The 17,052-nt window shown below is 70.6% G+C and carries 17 protein-coding genes; 8 read left to right on the top strand and 9 right to left on the bottom strand.

Features of this window, described 5'->3' with window-relative positions; translation table 11 throughout:
- Together MSPGM_RS09570 and MSPGM_RS09565 are read right to left on the bottom strand one after the other, a co-directional pair.
- Positions 1–201, bottom strand: coding sequence for a hypothetical protein (locus MSPGM_RS09570; protein ID WP_003604767.1), 201 nt, complete (start codon positions 199–201; stop codon positions 1–3).
- A gap of 52 nt (positions 202–253) precedes the next feature.
- Positions 254–1,288, bottom strand: coding sequence for a hydantoinase/oxoprolinase family protein (locus MSPGM_RS09565; RefSeq protein WP_003604764.1), 1,035 nt, complete (start codon positions 1,286–1,288; stop codon positions 254–256).
- Positions 1,289–1,291: 3 nt separating this feature from the next.
- Here MSPGM_RS09565 and MSPGM_RS09560 point away from each other — a divergent pair, with 3 nt between their 5' ends.
- Positions 1,292–1,987 (top strand): HisA/HisF-related TIM barrel protein, encoded by a 696-nt coding sequence (locus tag MSPGM_RS09560; protein WP_003604762.1) that lies wholly within the window; start codon positions 1,292–1,294, stop codon positions 1,985–1,987.
- Between the two features lie 139 nt (positions 1,988–2,126).
- Here the strand turns inward: MSPGM_RS09560 and fae are convergent, their stop codons facing one another.
- The 7 genes from fae to MSPGM_RS09525 form a co-directional block, all read right to left on the bottom strand.
- The gene (gene fae / locus MSPGM_RS09555) at positions 2,127–2,639 is read right to left on the bottom strand and encodes a 5,6,7,8-tetrahydromethanopterin hydro-lyase (protein WP_003604760.1); all 513 of its coding nucleotides are present in this window, start codon (positions 2,637–2,639) and stop codon (positions 2,127–2,129) included.
- A gap of 246 nt (positions 2,640–2,885) precedes the next feature.
- Positions 2,886–3,755, bottom strand: coding sequence for a triphosphoribosyl-dephospho-CoA synthase (locus MSPGM_RS09550; RefSeq protein ID WP_012752618.1), 870 nt, complete (start codon positions 3,753–3,755; stop codon positions 2,886–2,888).
- Positions 3,752–4,666: a RimK family alpha-L-glutamate ligase gene (locus MSPGM_RS09545; RefSeq protein WP_012752617.1), complete on the bottom strand. Its 915-nt coding sequence runs from the start codon at positions 4,664–4,666 to the stop codon at positions 3,752–3,754. The genes MSPGM_RS09550 and MSPGM_RS09545 overlap by 4 nt, the downstream gene beginning before the upstream one ends.
- A gap of 274 nt (positions 4,667–4,940) precedes the next feature.
- Positions 4,941–5,912: a methenyltetrahydromethanopterin cyclohydrolase gene (mch, locus tag MSPGM_RS09540; RefSeq protein ID WP_003597572.1), complete on the bottom strand. Its 972-nt coding sequence runs from the start codon at positions 5,910–5,912 to the stop codon at positions 4,941–4,943.
- On the bottom strand, positions 5,842–6,966 hold the full coding sequence (locus MSPGM_RS09535) for an ATP-grasp domain-containing protein (protein WP_261926355.1): 1,125 nt from the start codon (positions 6,964–6,966) through the stop codon (positions 5,842–5,844). The genes mch and MSPGM_RS09535 overlap by 71 nt, the downstream gene beginning before the upstream one ends.
- Before the next feature lie 110 nt (positions 6,967–7,076).
- Positions 7,077–7,970: an NAD(P)-dependent methylenetetrahydromethanopterin dehydrogenase gene (mtdB, locus tag MSPGM_RS09530; protein WP_003597578.1), complete on the bottom strand. Its 894-nt coding sequence runs from the start codon at positions 7,968–7,970 to the stop codon at positions 7,077–7,079.
- A 110-nt stretch (positions 7,971–8,080) separates the two neighbouring features.
- Positions 8,081–9,079 (bottom strand): beta-ribofuranosylaminobenzene 5'-phosphate synthase family protein, encoded by a 999-nt coding sequence (locus tag MSPGM_RS09525; protein ID WP_261926354.1) that lies wholly within the window; start codon positions 9,077–9,079, stop codon positions 8,081–8,083.
- Between the two features lie 428 nt (positions 9,080–9,507).
- Between MSPGM_RS09525 and fhcB the strand changes: the two genes are divergently transcribed.
- The 7 genes from fhcB (at position 9,508) to MSPGM_RS09490 (ending at position 16,795) form a co-directional block, all read left to right on the top strand.
- Positions 9,508–10,596 (top strand): formyltransferase/hydrolase complex subunit B, encoded by a 1,089-nt coding sequence (gene fhcB / locus MSPGM_RS09520; protein ID WP_012752614.1) that lies wholly within the window; start codon positions 9,508–9,510, stop codon positions 10,594–10,596.
- Positions 10,590–12,236 (top strand): formylmethanofuran dehydrogenase subunit A, encoded by a 1,647-nt coding sequence (locus tag MSPGM_RS09515; RefSeq protein ID WP_012752613.1) that lies wholly within the window; start codon positions 10,590–10,592, stop codon positions 12,234–12,236. Before fhcB ends, MSPGM_RS09515 begins: the two co-directional genes overlap by 7 nt.
- Positions 12,237–12,261: 25 nt before the next feature.
- On the top strand, positions 12,262–13,197 hold the full coding sequence (fhcD, locus tag MSPGM_RS09510; RefSeq protein WP_003597588.1) for a formylmethanofuran--tetrahydromethanopterin N-formyltransferase: 936 nt from the start codon (positions 12,262–12,264) through the stop codon (positions 13,195–13,197).
- Entirely contained in the window at positions 13,194–13,991 is a 798-nt protein-coding gene (locus MSPGM_RS09505) for a formylmethanofuran dehydrogenase subunit C (protein WP_261926353.1), read from the top strand. Before fhcD ends, MSPGM_RS09505 begins: the two co-directional genes overlap by 4 nt.
- A 147-nt stretch (positions 13,992–14,138) precedes the next feature.
- A complete protein-coding gene (locus MSPGM_RS09500; RefSeq protein WP_003597594.1) occupies positions 14,139–14,345 on the top strand; it encodes a hypothetical protein in 207 nt (68 codons plus the stop codon).
- Positions 14,346–14,453: 108 nt separating this feature from the next.
- Entirely contained in the window at positions 14,454–16,091 is a 1,638-nt protein-coding gene (locus tag MSPGM_RS09495; protein ID WP_003597596.1) for a sensor histidine kinase, read from the top strand.
- Complete coding sequence (locus MSPGM_RS09490) at positions 16,088–16,795, top strand: response regulator transcription factor (RefSeq protein ID WP_003597598.1); 708 nt, start codon at positions 16,088–16,090, stop codon at positions 16,793–16,795. The genes MSPGM_RS09495 and MSPGM_RS09490 overlap by 4 nt, the downstream gene beginning before the upstream one ends.
- Positions 16,796–17,052: the final 257 nt, after the last annotated feature.

The raw sequence follows: 17,052 nt of genomic DNA, 5'->3' as shown, positions 1-17,052 counted from the left end.
TCAGGCCGCCGCGGGCGGGTCGCCGGAGCCGGTCTCGGTGGGCGAGTTGAGGACGTCCTCCAGCTCATCCACGAGGCGGTCGATCTGATCCTCGCTCGCCAGCACCCGGGTGGTCCGGCCGTCCTCGGTGACGAAGGCCAGCTCGATCGCCTCCCCGGTGCGGGTGGCCAGGATGCGGGCGAGCTTGTTTCCTGCAGTCATGCGCCTCTCCTTGTGACATGTCCCCGTCAACGCGCGGGAACGGCCCCGTTCCTCACCCGATCAAGCCGACGGCCACTGCCGGGCCGCAGGTCGAAACCCAGGCGGCATCCTCACCGTTCAAGCACCGGGCGATGGTCTCGGTGAGCGGCACCCGGCGGCGTCCGAGCCGGGCGGCCAACCGCTCGGCCAGGAAGCGGCCGGCGCCGCAGACGACGAGCGGCGCGTCCTCGGGCAGATCGGAGCGCGACAGCAGAATCGCGGTGGCATCGTGCAGGGGGCGCAGCTGCGCCTCGGCGAACCACGCGGCCAGCGCCCGCCATTCCTCGGCACTCCCCTCCCCCCGGTCGCGGCCGACCATGCGGGCGAGCCGGAGCTCGGTCTCAGGGATCGACTTGCCCTTCAAGTCGGCGCTGTATTGCTGGTCGGCGCCCTCCGGCAGGTCGCCGGTAAGCCGGTAGATGTCGGCGGTGCTGGCGAAGGTCTCGGCCATCAGCCGCGTGCGCCGGCCGCGCCAGGGCGCGTGGGTGGCAAATGCGAGGAGCGGGGTGCGCACCACGCCGGTATAGACCAGTTCGCCCGTCTCCAGCCGCTCGGCGTCGCTGTAGCCCTGCGCGGCGGGCTGCCCCCCGACGATCGGGATCAGGTCGGCGGTGGTCGAGCCGATATCGACCAGCAGCGCATGAGGGACGTGCCGGCCGATCAGGGCGGCGGTGGCATGCCAGTTCGCCGAGGCAATATCGGCCGCGTGCGCGCGGGCGTTGTTAGCCGAGACGAAGCCGGCGGGGCCGGCATAGATCCGCACGCTACCTTTGAGCGTCGCAGCCGCCCAGGCCGAAAGCTGATGCACCCCGTCCGCCCGGTCGGCGAAGCAATCGGTCAGCTCGCCGGTCATGGTGACGGCGTGCGCGGCCTCGCCTCGCACCCAGTCCGGCAATTGTGCGAACGTCTCGTCGAGGGCGGGAACGCCGCGCCAGAGCCGGCACGGCGCCTGCACCGCCTCGACCACGCGGCCCTCCTCGACGAGCGCTGCCTTGACATGCACCCCGCCGAGATCCCACCCGATGACCCTGGTTTCAGTCCGGTTCACGCGATGTCTCACGGTTCTGAGGGGCGGCCGTTTCGGCTGATCCCGGTGATCGACCTGCGCCACGGGCAGGTGGTGCGCGCCCGCGCGGGCGAGCGTGACGCCTATGCCCCGATCGACACCCCCTTGGCCAGAGGCTCGCGGCCCGCCGACGTGGCCCGCGGCCTTCTCGATGCTGTCGGGGGGGATCGGCTCTACGTCGCCGACCTCGACGCGATCATGGAGGGCCGGGCGCCCGACCGTGCCAGCCTGGAGGCAGTGGCCGGCGCCTGCCCCGGGGTGACGCTGTGGGTCGATGCCGGCTTCTCCGATTTCCCGGGCATCGAGCGTTTCACCGCGCTCGGGCTCGGCCGCCCGGTGATCGGCAGCGAGAGCCAGTGGGATGCGGATCTCGTGCGCGCGCTCGGCAACCGTGCCGTACTCTCCCTCGACAGCCGGGGCGCGGAACGGCTCGGCCCGGACGCCCTGCACGACGATGCGGAAACGTGGCCCGAGGATGTGATCGTGATGACGCTGGCACGGGTCGGCACCGGGACCGGCCCCGATCTTTCCGGGGTGTCGCGGGCCGTCGAGGCGGGCGGGGGGCGGCGGATCTACGCGGCGGGGGGCGTGCGCGGGCCGGAGGATGTCGCGCATCTCGCGCGGACCGGCGCTGCGGGCGCGCTCGTCGCCTCGGCGATCCATGACGGGCGGCTGCGCTGAGGTTCAGGGCAGGCCCCAAAAAGAAAGGGACGGCCGAAGCCGTCCCAATCCACTAACGTCCAAGGAAGATCGAAGCCAGTCGCTGGAGCAGACCCCGCGGTGCGGGCGGAGGCTCGCTCTGCCCAGGACTGCCTCCGATCTAAGCGTTGGCGGCGAAGGGGTGGGTCGCCGACTTACGCTGCTCCGTGACAACCGAAGCCTTCGGCTCGCCGTTGACGGCGCGCTGGATCGAAAGCTTGGTGGCCTCGTAGTTGTACTTCTGGATCTTGGCGTCGTCGGCCGCTTCCCAGTGGATGAACACGCCGACCAGCACGTACAGGTCGTCGGCTTCGTCAGCCGGGATGATGCCTTCGGCAACCGCGTCCTGCACGGCCATGGCGACGCCATGCTGGGCCGGGCCAAACATCTGGACGGCCTGACGGGCGTCGTTGATGGTGACCTTGTTGAACATCAGCGTGTTCGGCTTGCACGGCAGGTTCGGCGCGATCACGGCGAGCAGGCTGGTGAAGCCGTGCTTGTTGTTGACCAGACCGTTGCAGAAGGCCGTCTCGGCCGGCGAACCGCGCGGTCCGATGATGAGGTCGATGTGAGCGACTTCGTTGCCATCGCCGACGAGGGCCTCGCCGACCTGAACCTTGGTGATTTTTGCCATTCGGGGTCTCTCCCTGGATTCCTGAAAAAAGGCCCGCCCTGAGAGGAGGCGGGGCCTGGAAGCCATCCTTGTTTGCGGCGCCCGGCTGAGAGCCGAGCCGGTTTGCCCGGATAGCGGGGCGGACCCTACAGCGGGCCATTCCGCCGAACAACCCGCGCAAAGCCCTGAAATCTGCGATTTTTTGGAGGCCGGGGGGCCTTGACGCGACAAGATTCGTCCCCTCGCGGGCGAGGGCTCGACCAAGGCTCAGGCGCCCTCGCCGCGGGCGGACAGGAGCGCGTCGAGAAACAGCGTCGCGACGGTGAAGTCGGCACTCGTGCCAGGGTTGAGGCCGGCCTCCTTCAACGCGCGGTCGTAGGCGAGGAGTGGCTCGACCGGCGCTGCGGCGAGGTCGAGGCCCGCGAGAGACGCCTGCGCCTGCGCCCGCACCGCCTCGGCCCGCTCTGGGCCGTGCTTGCGGGCGATGTGGCTGTCCGGCACGGCCATGAGATAGGCGAGATGAACCGCGGTCGTCGTCCAGGGCGGGACCAGCCCGCGTGCCCGCGCGCCCACCAGCGCCGGCAGGCCGATCGCGAACAGGTCACGAAACCCGTCCCCATAGGCGCGGGCGATGCGGTCGCGCGGGGCGGCCTCCGCCATCGCCGCGCGCAGCGGCGGGAGCGCTTCGTCATCGATTTGGGACACGTCGTGGCGCTCGGCCCGGCCGAGGCCGCCGGGATTGGCCCGGCGGATCGCCGCGAACACGTCGCGGGAATCGGAGGCGTCGAACCCCGCCAGCACGGCGTTCAGGGCCTCGGCCAGCGGGCCGGGCTGCTCCGCGGCATAAGCGAGCGGCGCGCAGAGGAGCAGGATGCCGAGATTGGTGTTCTGCCCGACGGCGGCGAAGGTCGCCTCGACCCCGCCGCGCACCCGCTGTCCGACGCGCGCGCCCGCCGCGGCGAGCGGCGGGGCCGACACGTCGGCACTGGTGACGAAATCGGCCACGACCATGCGGTGGCCGGGGGCGTAGCCATGGACGTTGCCGGGTTTCAGCGCATCGAGTTCGGCGAGGCAGGCGGCCCGGTAGAGGTCGGCCACGGTCGCCGCGGGCAGGCCGCCGGGCGCCGTCCCGCTCATCCGAGCGCCGAGACCAGCCGCGGCGGACGGGCGGCGCGCACCGCGTTGAGGAAGCCGCGCGCCACCGCCCCGGCGATGTCGACCTCCGTCACCTGCTGCAGGCCGGACCAGGCCGGCATGGAGTTGACCTCCAGCACCAGAAAGCCGCCCTCGCCGTCCTCGACGAGGTCGATGCCGGTATAATCGACGCCGACCGCGGCGGCGGCGGCCTCGGCGAGTTCGGCGGCGCGGGCCGGCACGTCCCAGGCGAAGGGCCGGCCGCCGCGGTGGACGTTGGTGATCCAGCCGTCGCCCTCGCGGATCATCCCGGCGATCGCCCGGCCCTCGCAGACGAAGACGCGGTAGTCGCGCCACAGCCCGTCGGCACGGGCGACGTAGCGCTGAAGGTAGTAGACGCCGCTCACCGCCTCCTGCGCCGGCAAATCGTCGGGGTTTTCGAGGAGCATCAGCCCCTCGCCCTGCGAGCCGAACAGGGGCTTGAGTACGATCGGTTTTCCCGGCCGCGCCTCGCGGGCGACGATCTCGGCCGCCGCTTCGCGTTTCGAAACGACGAAGGTGTCGGGCGTCGGCAAGCCGGCGCGGGCGATCAGCAGCGAGGTCGCCGCCTTGTCCACCGAGCGCTCGATCGCCGCCGGCCCGTTCCAGACGGTGACGCCGGAGGCGACCAGCGCGTGGAGCACGCCGAGCCGCATGGTGGTGGCTTCGAACGTGCCGCCCGCGATGGTGCGCAGCAGGACGCCGTCCGGCAGCCCATCCTCGAAGCCGGGCACCCGCAGCGGCTCACCGCCGCCGGTGACCACGGCAACGTCGGCGAGCGAGAACAGCACGGGCTCGACGCCGAAGCCGCGCAAGGCCTCCCGCAGCCGCGCCTTGTGCCAATTGCCGTTGTCGGCCGCGAGCCCGATGCGCATTCGCTCTTTTTCCGTTTTTTCAGAGCCTGTTTGACCAACCGGGTCGGGTGTTCATGACGGTCGTCATGCTGAGGTGCCGAGCGAAAGCTCGGCCTCGAAGCACGCCGGAACGGTCGCTCTCGTAGCATCGGTTGGCCTGGAGAAGCGTCGCGGCGTGCTTCGAGGCTGCTGACGCAGCACCTCAGCATGAGGAACGAGAAGCTTGCCGAAGCAGTCCGGTCAAATTGGCTTTCGACGACCTTCTCCCGCTGGGGGGAGGGTCTCGATCGTTGCCTTAGACGAACGAGGCGTCCACGAGCTGCGGCTCCAGCCGGCCGCCGCGGAACGACTTGCCGGTCTTGACCGAGGTGACGATGGCCTCGGCCGGGGAGAACAGCGCGCCGTCGATCTTGTAGAAGTCGCCGTTCACCCGCGAAAAGATCTCGGCGAAGGGCGCGCCGTGATCGGCCGAGGTGGTGGAGGGGATCTGCTCGGCGAGCTGCTTGGCATCCGCGTCGTCGGCATCGACGAAGAGCTGCACCCGGCCGCCATAGATGATGGCGTCGTTGGTGCGCCCCATCGCCTGGATGAAGTCCGGATGCGGCGGCGAGAGCGGGGCCGAGCCGATGCCGTCGAGGATCTTGTGCAGATCGAAGCCGACGGTGTGGGCCTTGTGCAGCGCCACTTCCAGCACGCGGGCGACGACCTGGGTCGAACCAGCCAGGCTCTGGGTCGGGGCGTAGATGAAGGTCACGTTCTCCGGCGCGAGGCCGGTGGCGGCAGCGACCTTGTTCACCACCGAGGCCGGCGGCGCGCTGCCGGATTCGAGGACGAGCGCGGTCGTGGTCGCGTTGTCGCGATAGCCGAGCTCCTTGTAGAGCTCCTCCACCACGGCCACCGCACGGCCGGGACCCGAGCCGAGGGCGAAGAAGCCGGAATCGCCCTCCTCGTCGGCGAGGCTCCAGCCGGCATATTGCGAGCCGAGGCAGGCCAGCACCGGATCGGCGGAGTGGACGACGACGGTGTAGGGCCAGGAGGCGACCGGGCCGATCGGCGCGATCGTCACCGTGCCGAGGCCGCCGAGGCAGATCTCGGCGATGCGCCGGCCGGCCTCGATCGAGCCGCGGGCGTTGGCGCCAGCATCGACGGTGCGCGCGCCGTTCTCCTGGGCAACGATGAGCCGGAGCTTGGCCGCGTCAGCGACGAGGCTCTCGACCAGCGGCCCGGCCAGGGCGTTGAGGCTCGGCGCGCTCGTGTTGGAACTCATGATTGTTCTCCGTTTCCTCCAGCAGCGCGCGGACCGTCTCGGCCCTCGCCCGCAATTCTTGCTTGACCGCCGCGGCGTCCGGCCCGGAGGCCGTCACCGTACAGAACGGTGCGTCGCGCGCCACGTGGCTGCCGGCCCGCGGCCGGTCCCGCACGTGGTCCGGCCAGTCGAGTGGCGGCACCGCCGCGCAGGTCCGGGCCGCGTAACAGATCTCGGCGCCCGTCGCATCCGCCGGGGCGGCCTCGATTGACGGCATCCGGCCGAGCGCCGCCTCGATATGCTGAATCAGCAGCGGCGTCGGGCGGTGATCGAGCACGTCGAGGGTGGCGCCGGGGCGTGGATTGATCTCCAGCAGCCACCACCTTTCCCCGTCCACGAGGCAATCTGCGCTGGCAAGACCGGTGAGGCCGGTGGCGCGAGCGAGCCGAAGCGCCGCCTCGGCGATCTCCGCGGCGACCGCAGTCGGGACCGGCTCCGCCTCGTCACGACCGCGGGCGAGCGCGCCGGCATAGCGGAACGGCCGCCGCGGCGAGGGCGCCTGCCACTGCTCGGTCAGCGCCAGGGGTTCGATGCGGCGGCCATCGGACAGAAAGTTCAGGGCGAAGGCGCGGCCGGTCATCCGGGCCTGGAGGTAGTGGCCCGGCGGGGTCGTACCGGCCGCGCTCGCGCGGATATGCGAACCGCCGCAGCCCCCCGCCCGCTTGAGGAGCCAAGCGGCACGTTCGGCGACCGGGCCGGCGCTGACCGCCGGATGCGGGATCGCGAGGCGTTCGCACAGGGCCGCAAAACCGAACGGATCCTTGAGGGCGGCGACCGTCTCGGCGCCCGCACCGAGCAGGCGATGGCGGCCAGCGATCTCCACGATGAGGTCCGGCGCGGCCTCGAACCCGCTGCCGAGCACCACGCCGAGGGTGCTGCCAGCTTCCTTAGACAACGCATCGAGCCCTGCCAGCACGCTGGCCTGGTCGCGGGCACCCGCACCGAATCGGCCGGGCAGCGGGCGATGGCTCTCGGCCAGCGCCAGGGTGTCCTCGTCGCCGAACAGATCGAGCACGAACGGGCGAAAGCCCGCCCGACGCGCGGCCTGCGCCAGCGCCCGGCCGGACTGGGCGGCGATCAGGATCGCGTCGCCCTCCCGATGCGGAAGCGGGTTCAGGTTCGGACTCAGCCGGCGATCTCGACGGCGAGCTTGTAGGCGTCGCGGAAATCGAGGCAGAGCGGCTCCTGTGCCTCCAGCATCTTGCGGAACATGCGGCACTGGGTCTGGTACTTGACGTTGCCGACCGCGAGCGCGCCGATGCCGACGCCCTTGCCGGTGGGTAGCGGAACATCGACGGCGTTCACGTCGATGCCGGCGATGCCGGCGGGCGGCACGGCGTTGACGTCGGAGGCCACCAGCAGCTTGGGCGCGGATTCGAGATCCTCCGCCGTCAGGATCGAGACGCCGGCGGGGCCGGCCGAGAGGATCACGTCGGCGTCGGTGATCGCGGCGCGGCGCGCCTCGGGCAGAGTTCCGTCCACGGCGCCGACATCGATGCCGAAGCGCCACTTCATGGTGAAGGCGATCTTCGAGACGCGCTCCTCGCCATCATGGCCGACGAGCACGGTCTGCGCGCCCTCCAGCGCGCCGATCACCGCGGCGACATAGGCGACGACGCCCGCGCCGCCGAAGATGACGATGCGCTTGCCCTTGAGGTCGGTCGAGAACCGCGCTTTCAGCGCCCGGTTCACCTCGGCGACCATCGCCGCGCCGGTGGTGAAGGAGCCGGCCGGGTCGGCGAAGACGTGGTTGACGAAGGGGGGCACGAAGGCCTTCTTCGCCCGGTCCACCATGTCGAGCGCCAGCTCGGCGTTCTTGCCGCCGATGAAGATGCCGGTGCGTACGCCGTCCTGCGGCGCGCGGGAGAAGATCGAGTCCTGCGTCAGCGAGACGACATCGGTGAGATCGACGCCGGTATAGGGGATCAGCGTCTCGAAGCCGGCATCGATCGCCATGTTCACGTCGAACGGGCTCATGTGCTTGAGCGGCGTCAGCATGTGCAGGATCGAGCGGGCCATGGTCTTCGTCCTCTCGTGACCGCGCCTTTGCCAGGCGCTTCAGGTGCAAAACCGGAACGACTGCCGCCGGTCAAGCGCAGGTTTCTTTGAACCGGGAAAAAGAAAAAGCTCTAAACTTCCGCAACCGAGGCGCCGACATTGCGTCCGCGGGCGATGACGAAGCGCAGGCGGCCGGGCCGCGCCAGCCCTGCGACCAGTGTCTCCGCCTCCTTCTGCGAGGGCACGAGCGCAAAGCCGGTCGGTCCCCAGGAGCTCTGGCCGTAGCCGGGCACCCCTGCCTGCGCGATCGCCGCGAGAGCGTCGGCCACGGCGGGGCTGGCGAAGCGCCCGCCCTGGTGCGGGGCGAAATGGTCGCCGATCCGCTTCTGGATCGCGGTGATGCCGGCGCCGAATCCGTTCGGCTCGGCGGTCGCGGCGGCGGGCAGCACCTGCATCAGCACGATCCGGCAGATCTCGGCGGCCTGCCCCGCATCGAAGGGCGGCAAGTCGCGGAACGCTTCGGTCTCGCGAGAGCCATGCACACCGGTCATGGCCTCATCGAGGATCAGTACGACCCGCCAATCCCCGGGATAGGGCAACCGCGCGATGACGGGCGGCGGCGCGCCGGAGCCGTCGCGCCCGCCATCCACGATCAGCCCGCCCTCGGTGAAGGCAGCGAGCCCGACGCCGGAACGGTTGCCGCGGTCGAGCACGTCGGCGAAGTCCGCCGGCGCGAAGGGACGTCCGTTGAGGCGCGCCAGCGCGGCGGCGACGGCCAGCGCGAGCTGCGTGCCCGAGCCGAAGCCGGCATGAGCGGGAATCGATTCCTCGATCTCCACCGCCACGGCCTCCGGCACATCGAGATAGGCGGCGGCCGCGAGCAGGTTGGCGCGCACACGCTCGGCCTCCGGCCCGCTGGCGGAGACGCGTTTGGCCGGGCGCGCGACGAGTTGGACGGCCGGCGCGTCGAGGGCGAGGCCGATGCTGCCGAAGCGGCGCCCGAGGCCGCCGTTGAGATCGAGGAAGCCGAAATGCAGGCGCGCGGGCGCGCGGACCCGCACGCCGGCCCCGGCCGGCCGGGATGTCGTCGCGCTCACGATCTCCGCCGTCTGGTCCGGGACCTCGGCCACGGTCTCATCCCCTTCCGCCGACGTTGCCGGCCCAGCCGGCGCGGACGCGCCCAACGATGCGGGCGGCTTCTCACATGCTGCGGCGCCCGCGACAACCTCGCTCGCGATAACCGTATCGGCATCCTGGCCAATGCCGATGCGGTTGTCGCCGCGCGGAACCGTTTTCGTGCGAAAGCGGGACGATCGGGGAGAGCAGGCGACGAACGAAATCCTGACGTCAAACTTCGGCGGGGGCTTGCGGCCTCCGGCACAGGAATGCAAAACCACCCGGCTCCCTTCGCGGAGCCGGTCCGAGCCACTGCCCCCGAACCCGCATTCCGGATTTCGAGGCATCGAGGCTCCACCAGGGGCGCCCGCGCCCTTCGGACGTGACCGTCTTTCGCCCCGCCTCGATGCGGGGATGCCCGAAGAAGCGACGGTGAGGAAGCATGGCAGCCTGGGTGAAGGGAGGCGCAGCGGACGTAGACGCTGCGGTCGAGGCCGCGGCCGACCTGCTCGCCGCCTCACGCGTGCCGGTGCTGGCAGGCCTGAGCGCCGAAGTCTCGGCGCTGCGCGCCGCCTACCGGCTGGCCGAGACCCTCGGCGCCTCGCTCGATCCCGTCTCCGGCCCCAGCGTCTACGCCGAACTCGGCGCGCTCAGCGCCGGTGGTGCGATGAGCACGACACGGGCCGAAACGATCGGCCGGGCGGACGTCATCCTGATCGTCGGCAACCGTCCCTGGGACGGTGAGCTGATCGCCGAGATCGCCGCCGCGGCCCCGAGCCGCGGACGCGCGGCGGGCTCGGAGCGTGCCCTGCTCTCGCTGGGCGGTCCGCAGAACGGCGCGATCCGCCATGTCGCCTACGCGGCGGATGCCGGTGGCCTCACCATCTCGCTCGGGCACCTGCGCGCCTTCGCCAAGGGCCATCTCGCCGGTGAGGCCGCCTTTGCCGACCTCGCCAAGCGCTTGTTCGCGGCCCAGTACGGCGTCATCGTCTACGACCCGGAAGAGGTCGGCGAACTCGGCGCGGAGATGCTCCAGGGGCTGATCCGCGATCTCAATGAATCCACCCGCTTCTTCGCGCTGACGCTGGCAGACCCGTTCCAGGGCCGCGCGGCAGTGCAGCTCTCCGCCTGGACCACGGGACAGGCGCCCCGCGTCGGTTTCGGCCGGCATCAGCCCGAGCACGATTCCTGGCGCTTCGACAGCGCCCGCCAGATCGCCGCGGGCGAGGCCGACGCCGCCCTGTGGCTCGCCTCGCTTCCCGCCCCGCGCCCCGCTTGGCTCGGCAGCCTGCCGACGATCGCCATCGTCGGCGAGGGCTCTCAGGAGGCCGCGGGCGAGACGGCGGAGGTCGTCATCACCGTGGGCGTGCCCGGCCAGAGCGTCGGCGGCGCCCTCTGGAACGACCGGCGCGGCGTCATCGCCTATGCCGAGGCCAGCGATCCCGCGAAGACGCCGGCTGAAACGGAGACTGCGGCCGGCGTGCTCACCCGCATCCGCGACCGCCTCATCGAGAAGGGTGTCTCATGCTGACCCGTATCCACGGTGGACGGGTGGTCGATCCCACAGCCGGGCGCGACGCCGTCGGCGACGTCTGGATCGAGGATGGCCGCGTCGTCGCCCCGAGCGAGCGCGCCCCCGATCAAACCATCGACGCCACGGGCTGCGTGGTGATGGCCGGCGGCGTCGAGGTCCACTCGCACATCGCCGGCGGCAACGTGGTGATGAGCCGCCTGCTGCTGCCCGACCTCTACGTCAGCGAATCCGCGCCCAACGGCCATCCCTTCGCCCATGCCGGCGGCTCGGGAAGCTGGATCGGCGCCAATTACGCGCGGATGGGCTACACCACGGCGGTCGAGCCGGCGCTGCCGCCCTCGAACGCGCTCGCGACTCATCTCGAACTCGCCGACATCCCGCTGCTCGACCGCGGCGGCCTCGCGGTGCTCGGCAACGACGACCACCTGCTCCAGCTCCTGCGCGACGGCGAGGGCAAGCAGGCTGTGCGCGATCTCGTGCAGCAGACGCTGGCCCATTCGCGGGGTCTGGGCGTCAAGTGCATCAACGCGGGCGGCGCCTCGGCCTTCAAGGACGGCGTCTTGAAGCTCAGCCTCGACGACGAGATCCCCTGCTACGGGCTCTCGACGCGCAAGATCATGTCGGCCCTGCTCGACGCGGTCGAGGAGATCGGCGTGCCGCACCCGCTGCACGTCCACTGCAACAATCTCGGCCTGCCCGGCGCCGACGACTCGCTCGTCGCGACTTTGGAGGCGGCCGAAGGCCGGCGCATCCACTTCGCGCACGCCCAGTTCTATGCCTACGGCGTGGTCGACCCCGAGAACCCGATGACCGGCGGCTTCCGCTCGGCGGCCGAGCGGATCAACGCGGCGATGGAGGCGCACCCCAACGCGACCTACGACGTGGGTCAGGTGGTGTTCGGCCAGACGGTGACGATCTCGCTCGACATCCTGCGCCAGTTCGGCGGCCGTAAGGGCGCCAAGCCGAAGAAGTGGGTGATCTCGGCGGGGGATGCCGAGGGCGGCGGTGTGGTGCCGTTCCTCTATCGGCCGCGCGGTCCGGTCTCGTCGCTGCAATGGGCGATCGGCCTGGAATTGATGCTGCTCTCGAGCAACCCCGAGCGCACCATCCTGACGACCGACCACCCGAACGGCGGCGTCTTCACCGAGTACCCGCGCATCATCCACCTGCTAATGGATGCCGAAGAGCGCGCCAAGGAAATCGCGACGCTGCCGGCGATCGTCGGCGAACGCTCCGGCCTGCCGAAGATCGAGCGCGAGTACAGCTTCAGCGAAATCGCGCAGCTCACCCGCTCGGGTCCGGCCAAGCTCCTCGGCCTGACCGATCGCGGCCACCTGCGCGAGGGCGCCAAGGCCGACGTCGCGATCTACCGCGACGATAAGGATCGCACGGCGATGTTCTCCCGCGCCAAGCTGGTGCTGAAGGACGGCCAGCCGATCGTCGAGGATGGCGAGGTCGTCGCTTGGTTCTCGGGCAAGACGCTCAGCCTCGACGTCGAGGCCGATGCGGGCATGGAAAAGCGCGCCGAGAGCTACCTGCAGGATCGCTTCGGCGCCGGGCTCGACACCTTCGCGGTGCCGGACGCCGCCTTCCCGGAGAATACCGGGACGTTCGAAGACGTGGCGTGCCGGGCGTGATGTCGAGGGTGATGGAATCGAATCGATGAGCGACTTCACCCTCAACGGCATCAAGGTCGAGGACACCTTCGCCGAAGCCTTCGACGTCGCGGGCACCGCGATCATCGTCACCAACGACACGCCGAAATGGGCGATGATCGCGGCGACGGTGATGACGGGCTTCGCGACCTCGGTGATCGGCTGCGGCGCCGAGGCCGGCATCGATGCCGAACTCTCCCCCGACGAGACGCCGGACGGACGCCCGGGCGTGCGCATCCTGCTGTTCGGCTTCGAGCCGAACGGGCTGAAGGACCAGCTCCTCAAGCGCGTCGGCCAGTGCATCCTCACCTGCCCCGGCACGGCCTGCTTTGCCGGCGTCGAAGGCCCAACCAAGATCAAGCTCGGCGGCGCGATCCGCTATTTCGGCGACGGCTTCGCGGTCGCCAAGCGCCTGCCCGACCATGAGGGCAAGATGCGCCGCTACTGGCGCATTCCCGTCATGGACGGCGAGTTCCTGTGCGAGGATTCGGTGCGCGCGGTCGATGGCGCGGTCGGCGGCGGCAACCTGCTGTTCCTCGGCCGCAAGCATGCCGACACCCTCATCGTCGCCGAGATCGCGGTCGAGGCGGCGAAAGCCATCCCCGGCGCGATCCTGCCCTTCCCCGGCGGCATCGTCCGCTCCGGCTCGAAGGTCGGCGGGCGCACCAAGGGCATGATGGCCTCGACCAACGACGCCTATTGCCCGACGCTGAAGGGCCGAGCGGGCTCGGCGCTGCCGCCCGAATGCGGCGTGGTGCTGGAAATCGTCATCGACGCCCTGACCTCGGCGGCGGTCGCCGAATCGATGCGCGCGGCGCTGCACGCCGCCACCGAGATCGGCGCACAGCACGGCCTCGTCGCGGTCACCGCCGGCAATTACGGCGGCAATCTCGGCCGGCATCATTACCACCTCCGCGACCTGTTGGAGAAACCCGCCGCATGAGCACGCTGAGACTGCGCGGTGATCTGCCGGAGCGGGTCGACCTTCTCAACATCACCCCCCTCGCCCTGAGCGGTCTGTCCGAGGCCGAGGCGGGCAAGCTCGCCATCGGCACGAGCCGCCGCGGCCTGACCCTCGGCGACGTCTTCGAGATCAGCCTCGACGACTCCGACAGCCTCGTGATCGAGGGCGGCTCTGCCCGGCTCGACCGGGTGGGTGCGGCGCTCTCGCAAGGCTCGATCCGGGTCGAGGGCGATGTCGGCCAGCGCCTCGGCGAAGGCATGGCGGCCGGCTCGCTCACGGTGACGGGCTCCGCCGGCCCCTATGCCGGCACGGGCGCCACCGGCGGCACCATCACGATCGAGGGCGATGCCGGTGACCACGCGGGCGGCGCCGTCTACGCTGCCAAGGCCGGGCTCGACGGCGCGACGCTCGTCATCAAGGGCGCGGCCGGCGACCATCTCGGCGACCGGATGCGCCGCGGCATGATCCTGGCAGGCTCCGCGGGCGCCTTCGCGGCCTCCCGCATGATCGCCGGCACGATCGTCGTCTCCGGCGCGCTCGGCGACCATCCGGGCTACGGCATGCGCCGCGGCACGCTGATCGCAGGCAGCCACGGCACGCTGCTGCCGACCTTCGTCGAGACCGGCACCCCCGACCTCGTCTTCGTCCGGCTGCTGGCCCAAAGCCTCAAGCATCTCGGCGCGGCGCAGGCCAGCCTTCTCAGCGGCACGCTGCGGCGCTACTCCGGCGATCTCGCGACGCTCGGCAAGGGCGAACTGTTCGTGCCGGCCTGATCCGGCACGATTTTTCCGAAGTCCGCCGGCAAGTCGCAGAAAAATGACTTGCCGGCCTGCCGGATTCTCCCACCTTGCCTTGGACCAAGGCGCGGGACACCGATCCGGTCGAGCCGACCGCGCCCCCTCCGAGCCGAGGCCGCGCGCATGTTCCTGCTCCTGTCCGTCTGCCTGATCGCCCAGCCGGCGAAGTGCCACGACGAGCGGATCAAACTGAACTACGACAATCCGAACCCCTTCCTGTGTCTGCGCAACTCGCAGAGCACGCTCGCGGCGTGGCAGGAGGAGCATCCGGACTATCACGTGAAGAGTTGGCGCTGCGCCCCCAAGGCGAGCCTACCGACCGACCTGTAGGACCAACCTGCGAGCGGACCGGGAAAAGCCGGCAATGCGAGCCGGCTTGAGACCCTGCCCCGGCGGTGACATGGTCCGCGCGCCGCCACTGCGGCGGAGAGGGAGACCATGCGTTCGCTGAGAGTCCGGTTCGCCCTCCTGCTCGGCGGCACGGCGCTGATCGCCCTGCTGGCGGCGACCGGCGTCTTGTGGTCGATCCGGCTGACCGAGAACGTCATCGAACGCACGCTCGCCGCCCAGCACCGGCTGGAGCTTCTGGCGGAATTGTCGGGGCGGCTAGCGCAGTACGGCTTTGCCGCCATCGACAGCGTCGGCAATCCGGATGCGCCGCCCGAAGCCCTGTCGGTGACCCGCGACCGGGTCGATCAGGCGCTCAACCATGTTGATGACGCCATCGGCAGCGGCATGGCGACCAGCGCCAACCTTGAGGACCGGATCCAGTACGTCGCCCGCACCCGGCCACTCGCCAACGTGCGTGCGGCCCGCGCGATGCTGGACCGTCAGGTCACCCTGGTGCGGCGCGAAACCGATCCCGACCTTCGCAAGACGGCCATGCAGGGCGCGCTCAACGCCTTCGGCGCCATGACGGGACCGCCGCTCTCCCTGCTGATCGAGGCGGAGCGGCGCAGCATGACCGCCGGCTCCGAGGCGGCCCGAACCCTTTCGCAGCGGCTCACCGCCGCCGCACTGGCCGCGACGGTGCTGGCGCTCGCCTTCGTCGGGGTGCTCTACCGTTCGGTCACGCGGCCGACGCTGGCGCGCATCGAGGAGATCCGCCGGGCGGCCGGGGCCGTCGGCAGCGGCGCGCTCGGGACCCGACTCTCGGTCGAGACCCGCGACGAGCTTGGGCTTCTGGTCGCGAACTTCAACCGCATGGCCGCCCGGCTCGCCCGCCGCGAGGGTCGGCTCGCCGCCGACCGGGCCGCCCTGGAGGATACGGTGGAGGCCCGCACCGCCGATCTGCGCGCCGCCAACGAGCGGCTGGAGATGGTGGACCGCTCCCGGCGCCGTTTCTTCGCCGATGTGAGCCACGAACTGCGCACGCCGCTCACGGTGATCCTGGGCGAGTGCGACCTCGCCCAGCGCTCGGCGGAGCGGGCCGCCGGCCGAATGGTGGATTACGGACCGGTCTTCACCACCATCCGCAAACGGGCGCAGCGTCTCAAGCGGCGGGTCGAGGATCTGCTTCGCGTGGCCCGCTCGGAATCCGGCCAGATCGAGCTCGACCGGCGCGCCGTCAGCGCCGTCGAGGTGCTGACCGACGCCGTCGACAGCGCCGGCTCGGAGGCCGCCCGGCGCCGGGTCGAGCTGGTGCTGGAACCGGGCGACCACGACATCGAGATCGCCGCCGATCCGGAATGGCTCCGCCAGGTTGTCGAGAGCCTGATCGACAACGCCCTGCGCCACGCCACCGGCCTGACCCGCATCACCGTCTCGCTGAGCGAGCACGACACGCCGCAGGGCCGCCGGGCGTGGGTCACCATCGACGACGACGGCCCCGGCTTCCCCGCGGGCGGGGACGGGCTGTTCGAGCGCTTCCGCCGCGAGGCCCGGTCGGGAGAAGCGGGATTCGGCATAGGTTTAGCTCTGGCGCGATGGGTCGTTGAGCGCCATGATGGCGCGATCAGCCTCGGCAAAGCCGAACATGGCGGCGGCGCCCGGGTGGTCATCGACCTGCCCTCGCTCGACGATGGCGTCGCGCCGGAATCCTACGGGGCAGGACACGAGAGGATCGGCGCCGCATGACGACGCGCGTATTGATCGTTGAGGATGATATCGACATCCGCGGCATCCTGGCTCGCGGCCTGGAGGCGGAGGGGTTTTCCGTCGGGGTGGCCGGCCGGGTCGAGGACGCCCTGAGTGCCGCCCGCGACGAGGCGCCGGAGGCGGTGGTGCTCGACATCACCCTGCCCGACGGTTCCGGCCACGACGTCTGCCGCAGCCTGCGCGAGGGCGGCTACCCCGGCGCGATCCTTTTCCTGAGCGCCCGCGACGAGGTGCGCGACCGGGCCGAGGGGCTGGCGCTCGGCGCCGACGACTACATCGTCAAGCCGTTTGTGTTCGACGAATTGCTGGCCCGGCTCCAGGTTCATCTGCTCCGACGGCGGGAGGCGGACACCCCGCGCACCGTCTTCACCGCCGGCCGCCTGACTCTCGACGTCAACATCCGCCAAGTCAGCTTCGGCGAAGCCTCGGCCCGGCTCACCCCGCGGGAGGCGGAGCTGCTCGCCCTGCTGATGCAGGAGGTGAACCGGCCGATCTCGCGCGGTGAGATCTTCGACCGGCTCTGGGCGAGCCAGGGCGGCCTCTCGCTGAACGTGGTCGATGTCTATGTCGGCTACCTGCGCTCGAAGCTCTCGGATTTCGTGCGGCTGGGCGGCCCGGTAATCGTCACGGTGCGCGGCAAGGGCTTCATGCTCGATCTGCGCGGCCAGGATTTCCGTCACTGACCCCCGCGGCATTTCGCTCCGAGCGCCGTATCCGACCGGATGGCATCAGGCCGGCGTCTCCCGGTCTTTGCTTGAACGCGCTTTCTTCCGCCGAACCGGCGTCCACCTCGTCGGAAAGCGCTCTCGGACCAAAGTTTAACCCGCGTCTCACGCGAAGTTATGCCGATCTCAGCGCGAACTTGGGAAGAAACGGCAAGCTGGCTCTTGCAGGCGGGGCCGGAATTGGCGATATACCTCCGGCGTGCGAAAACGAGTGC

Origin of the sequence: Methylorubrum sp. GM97, from assembly GCF_024347855.1 — a bacterium.
GTDB classification, from domain to species: domain Bacteria; phylum Pseudomonadota; class Alphaproteobacteria; order Rhizobiales; family Beijerinckiaceae; genus Methylobacterium; species Methylobacterium extorquens.
This window is presented reverse-complemented; position numbering and strand designations above follow the sequence as displayed.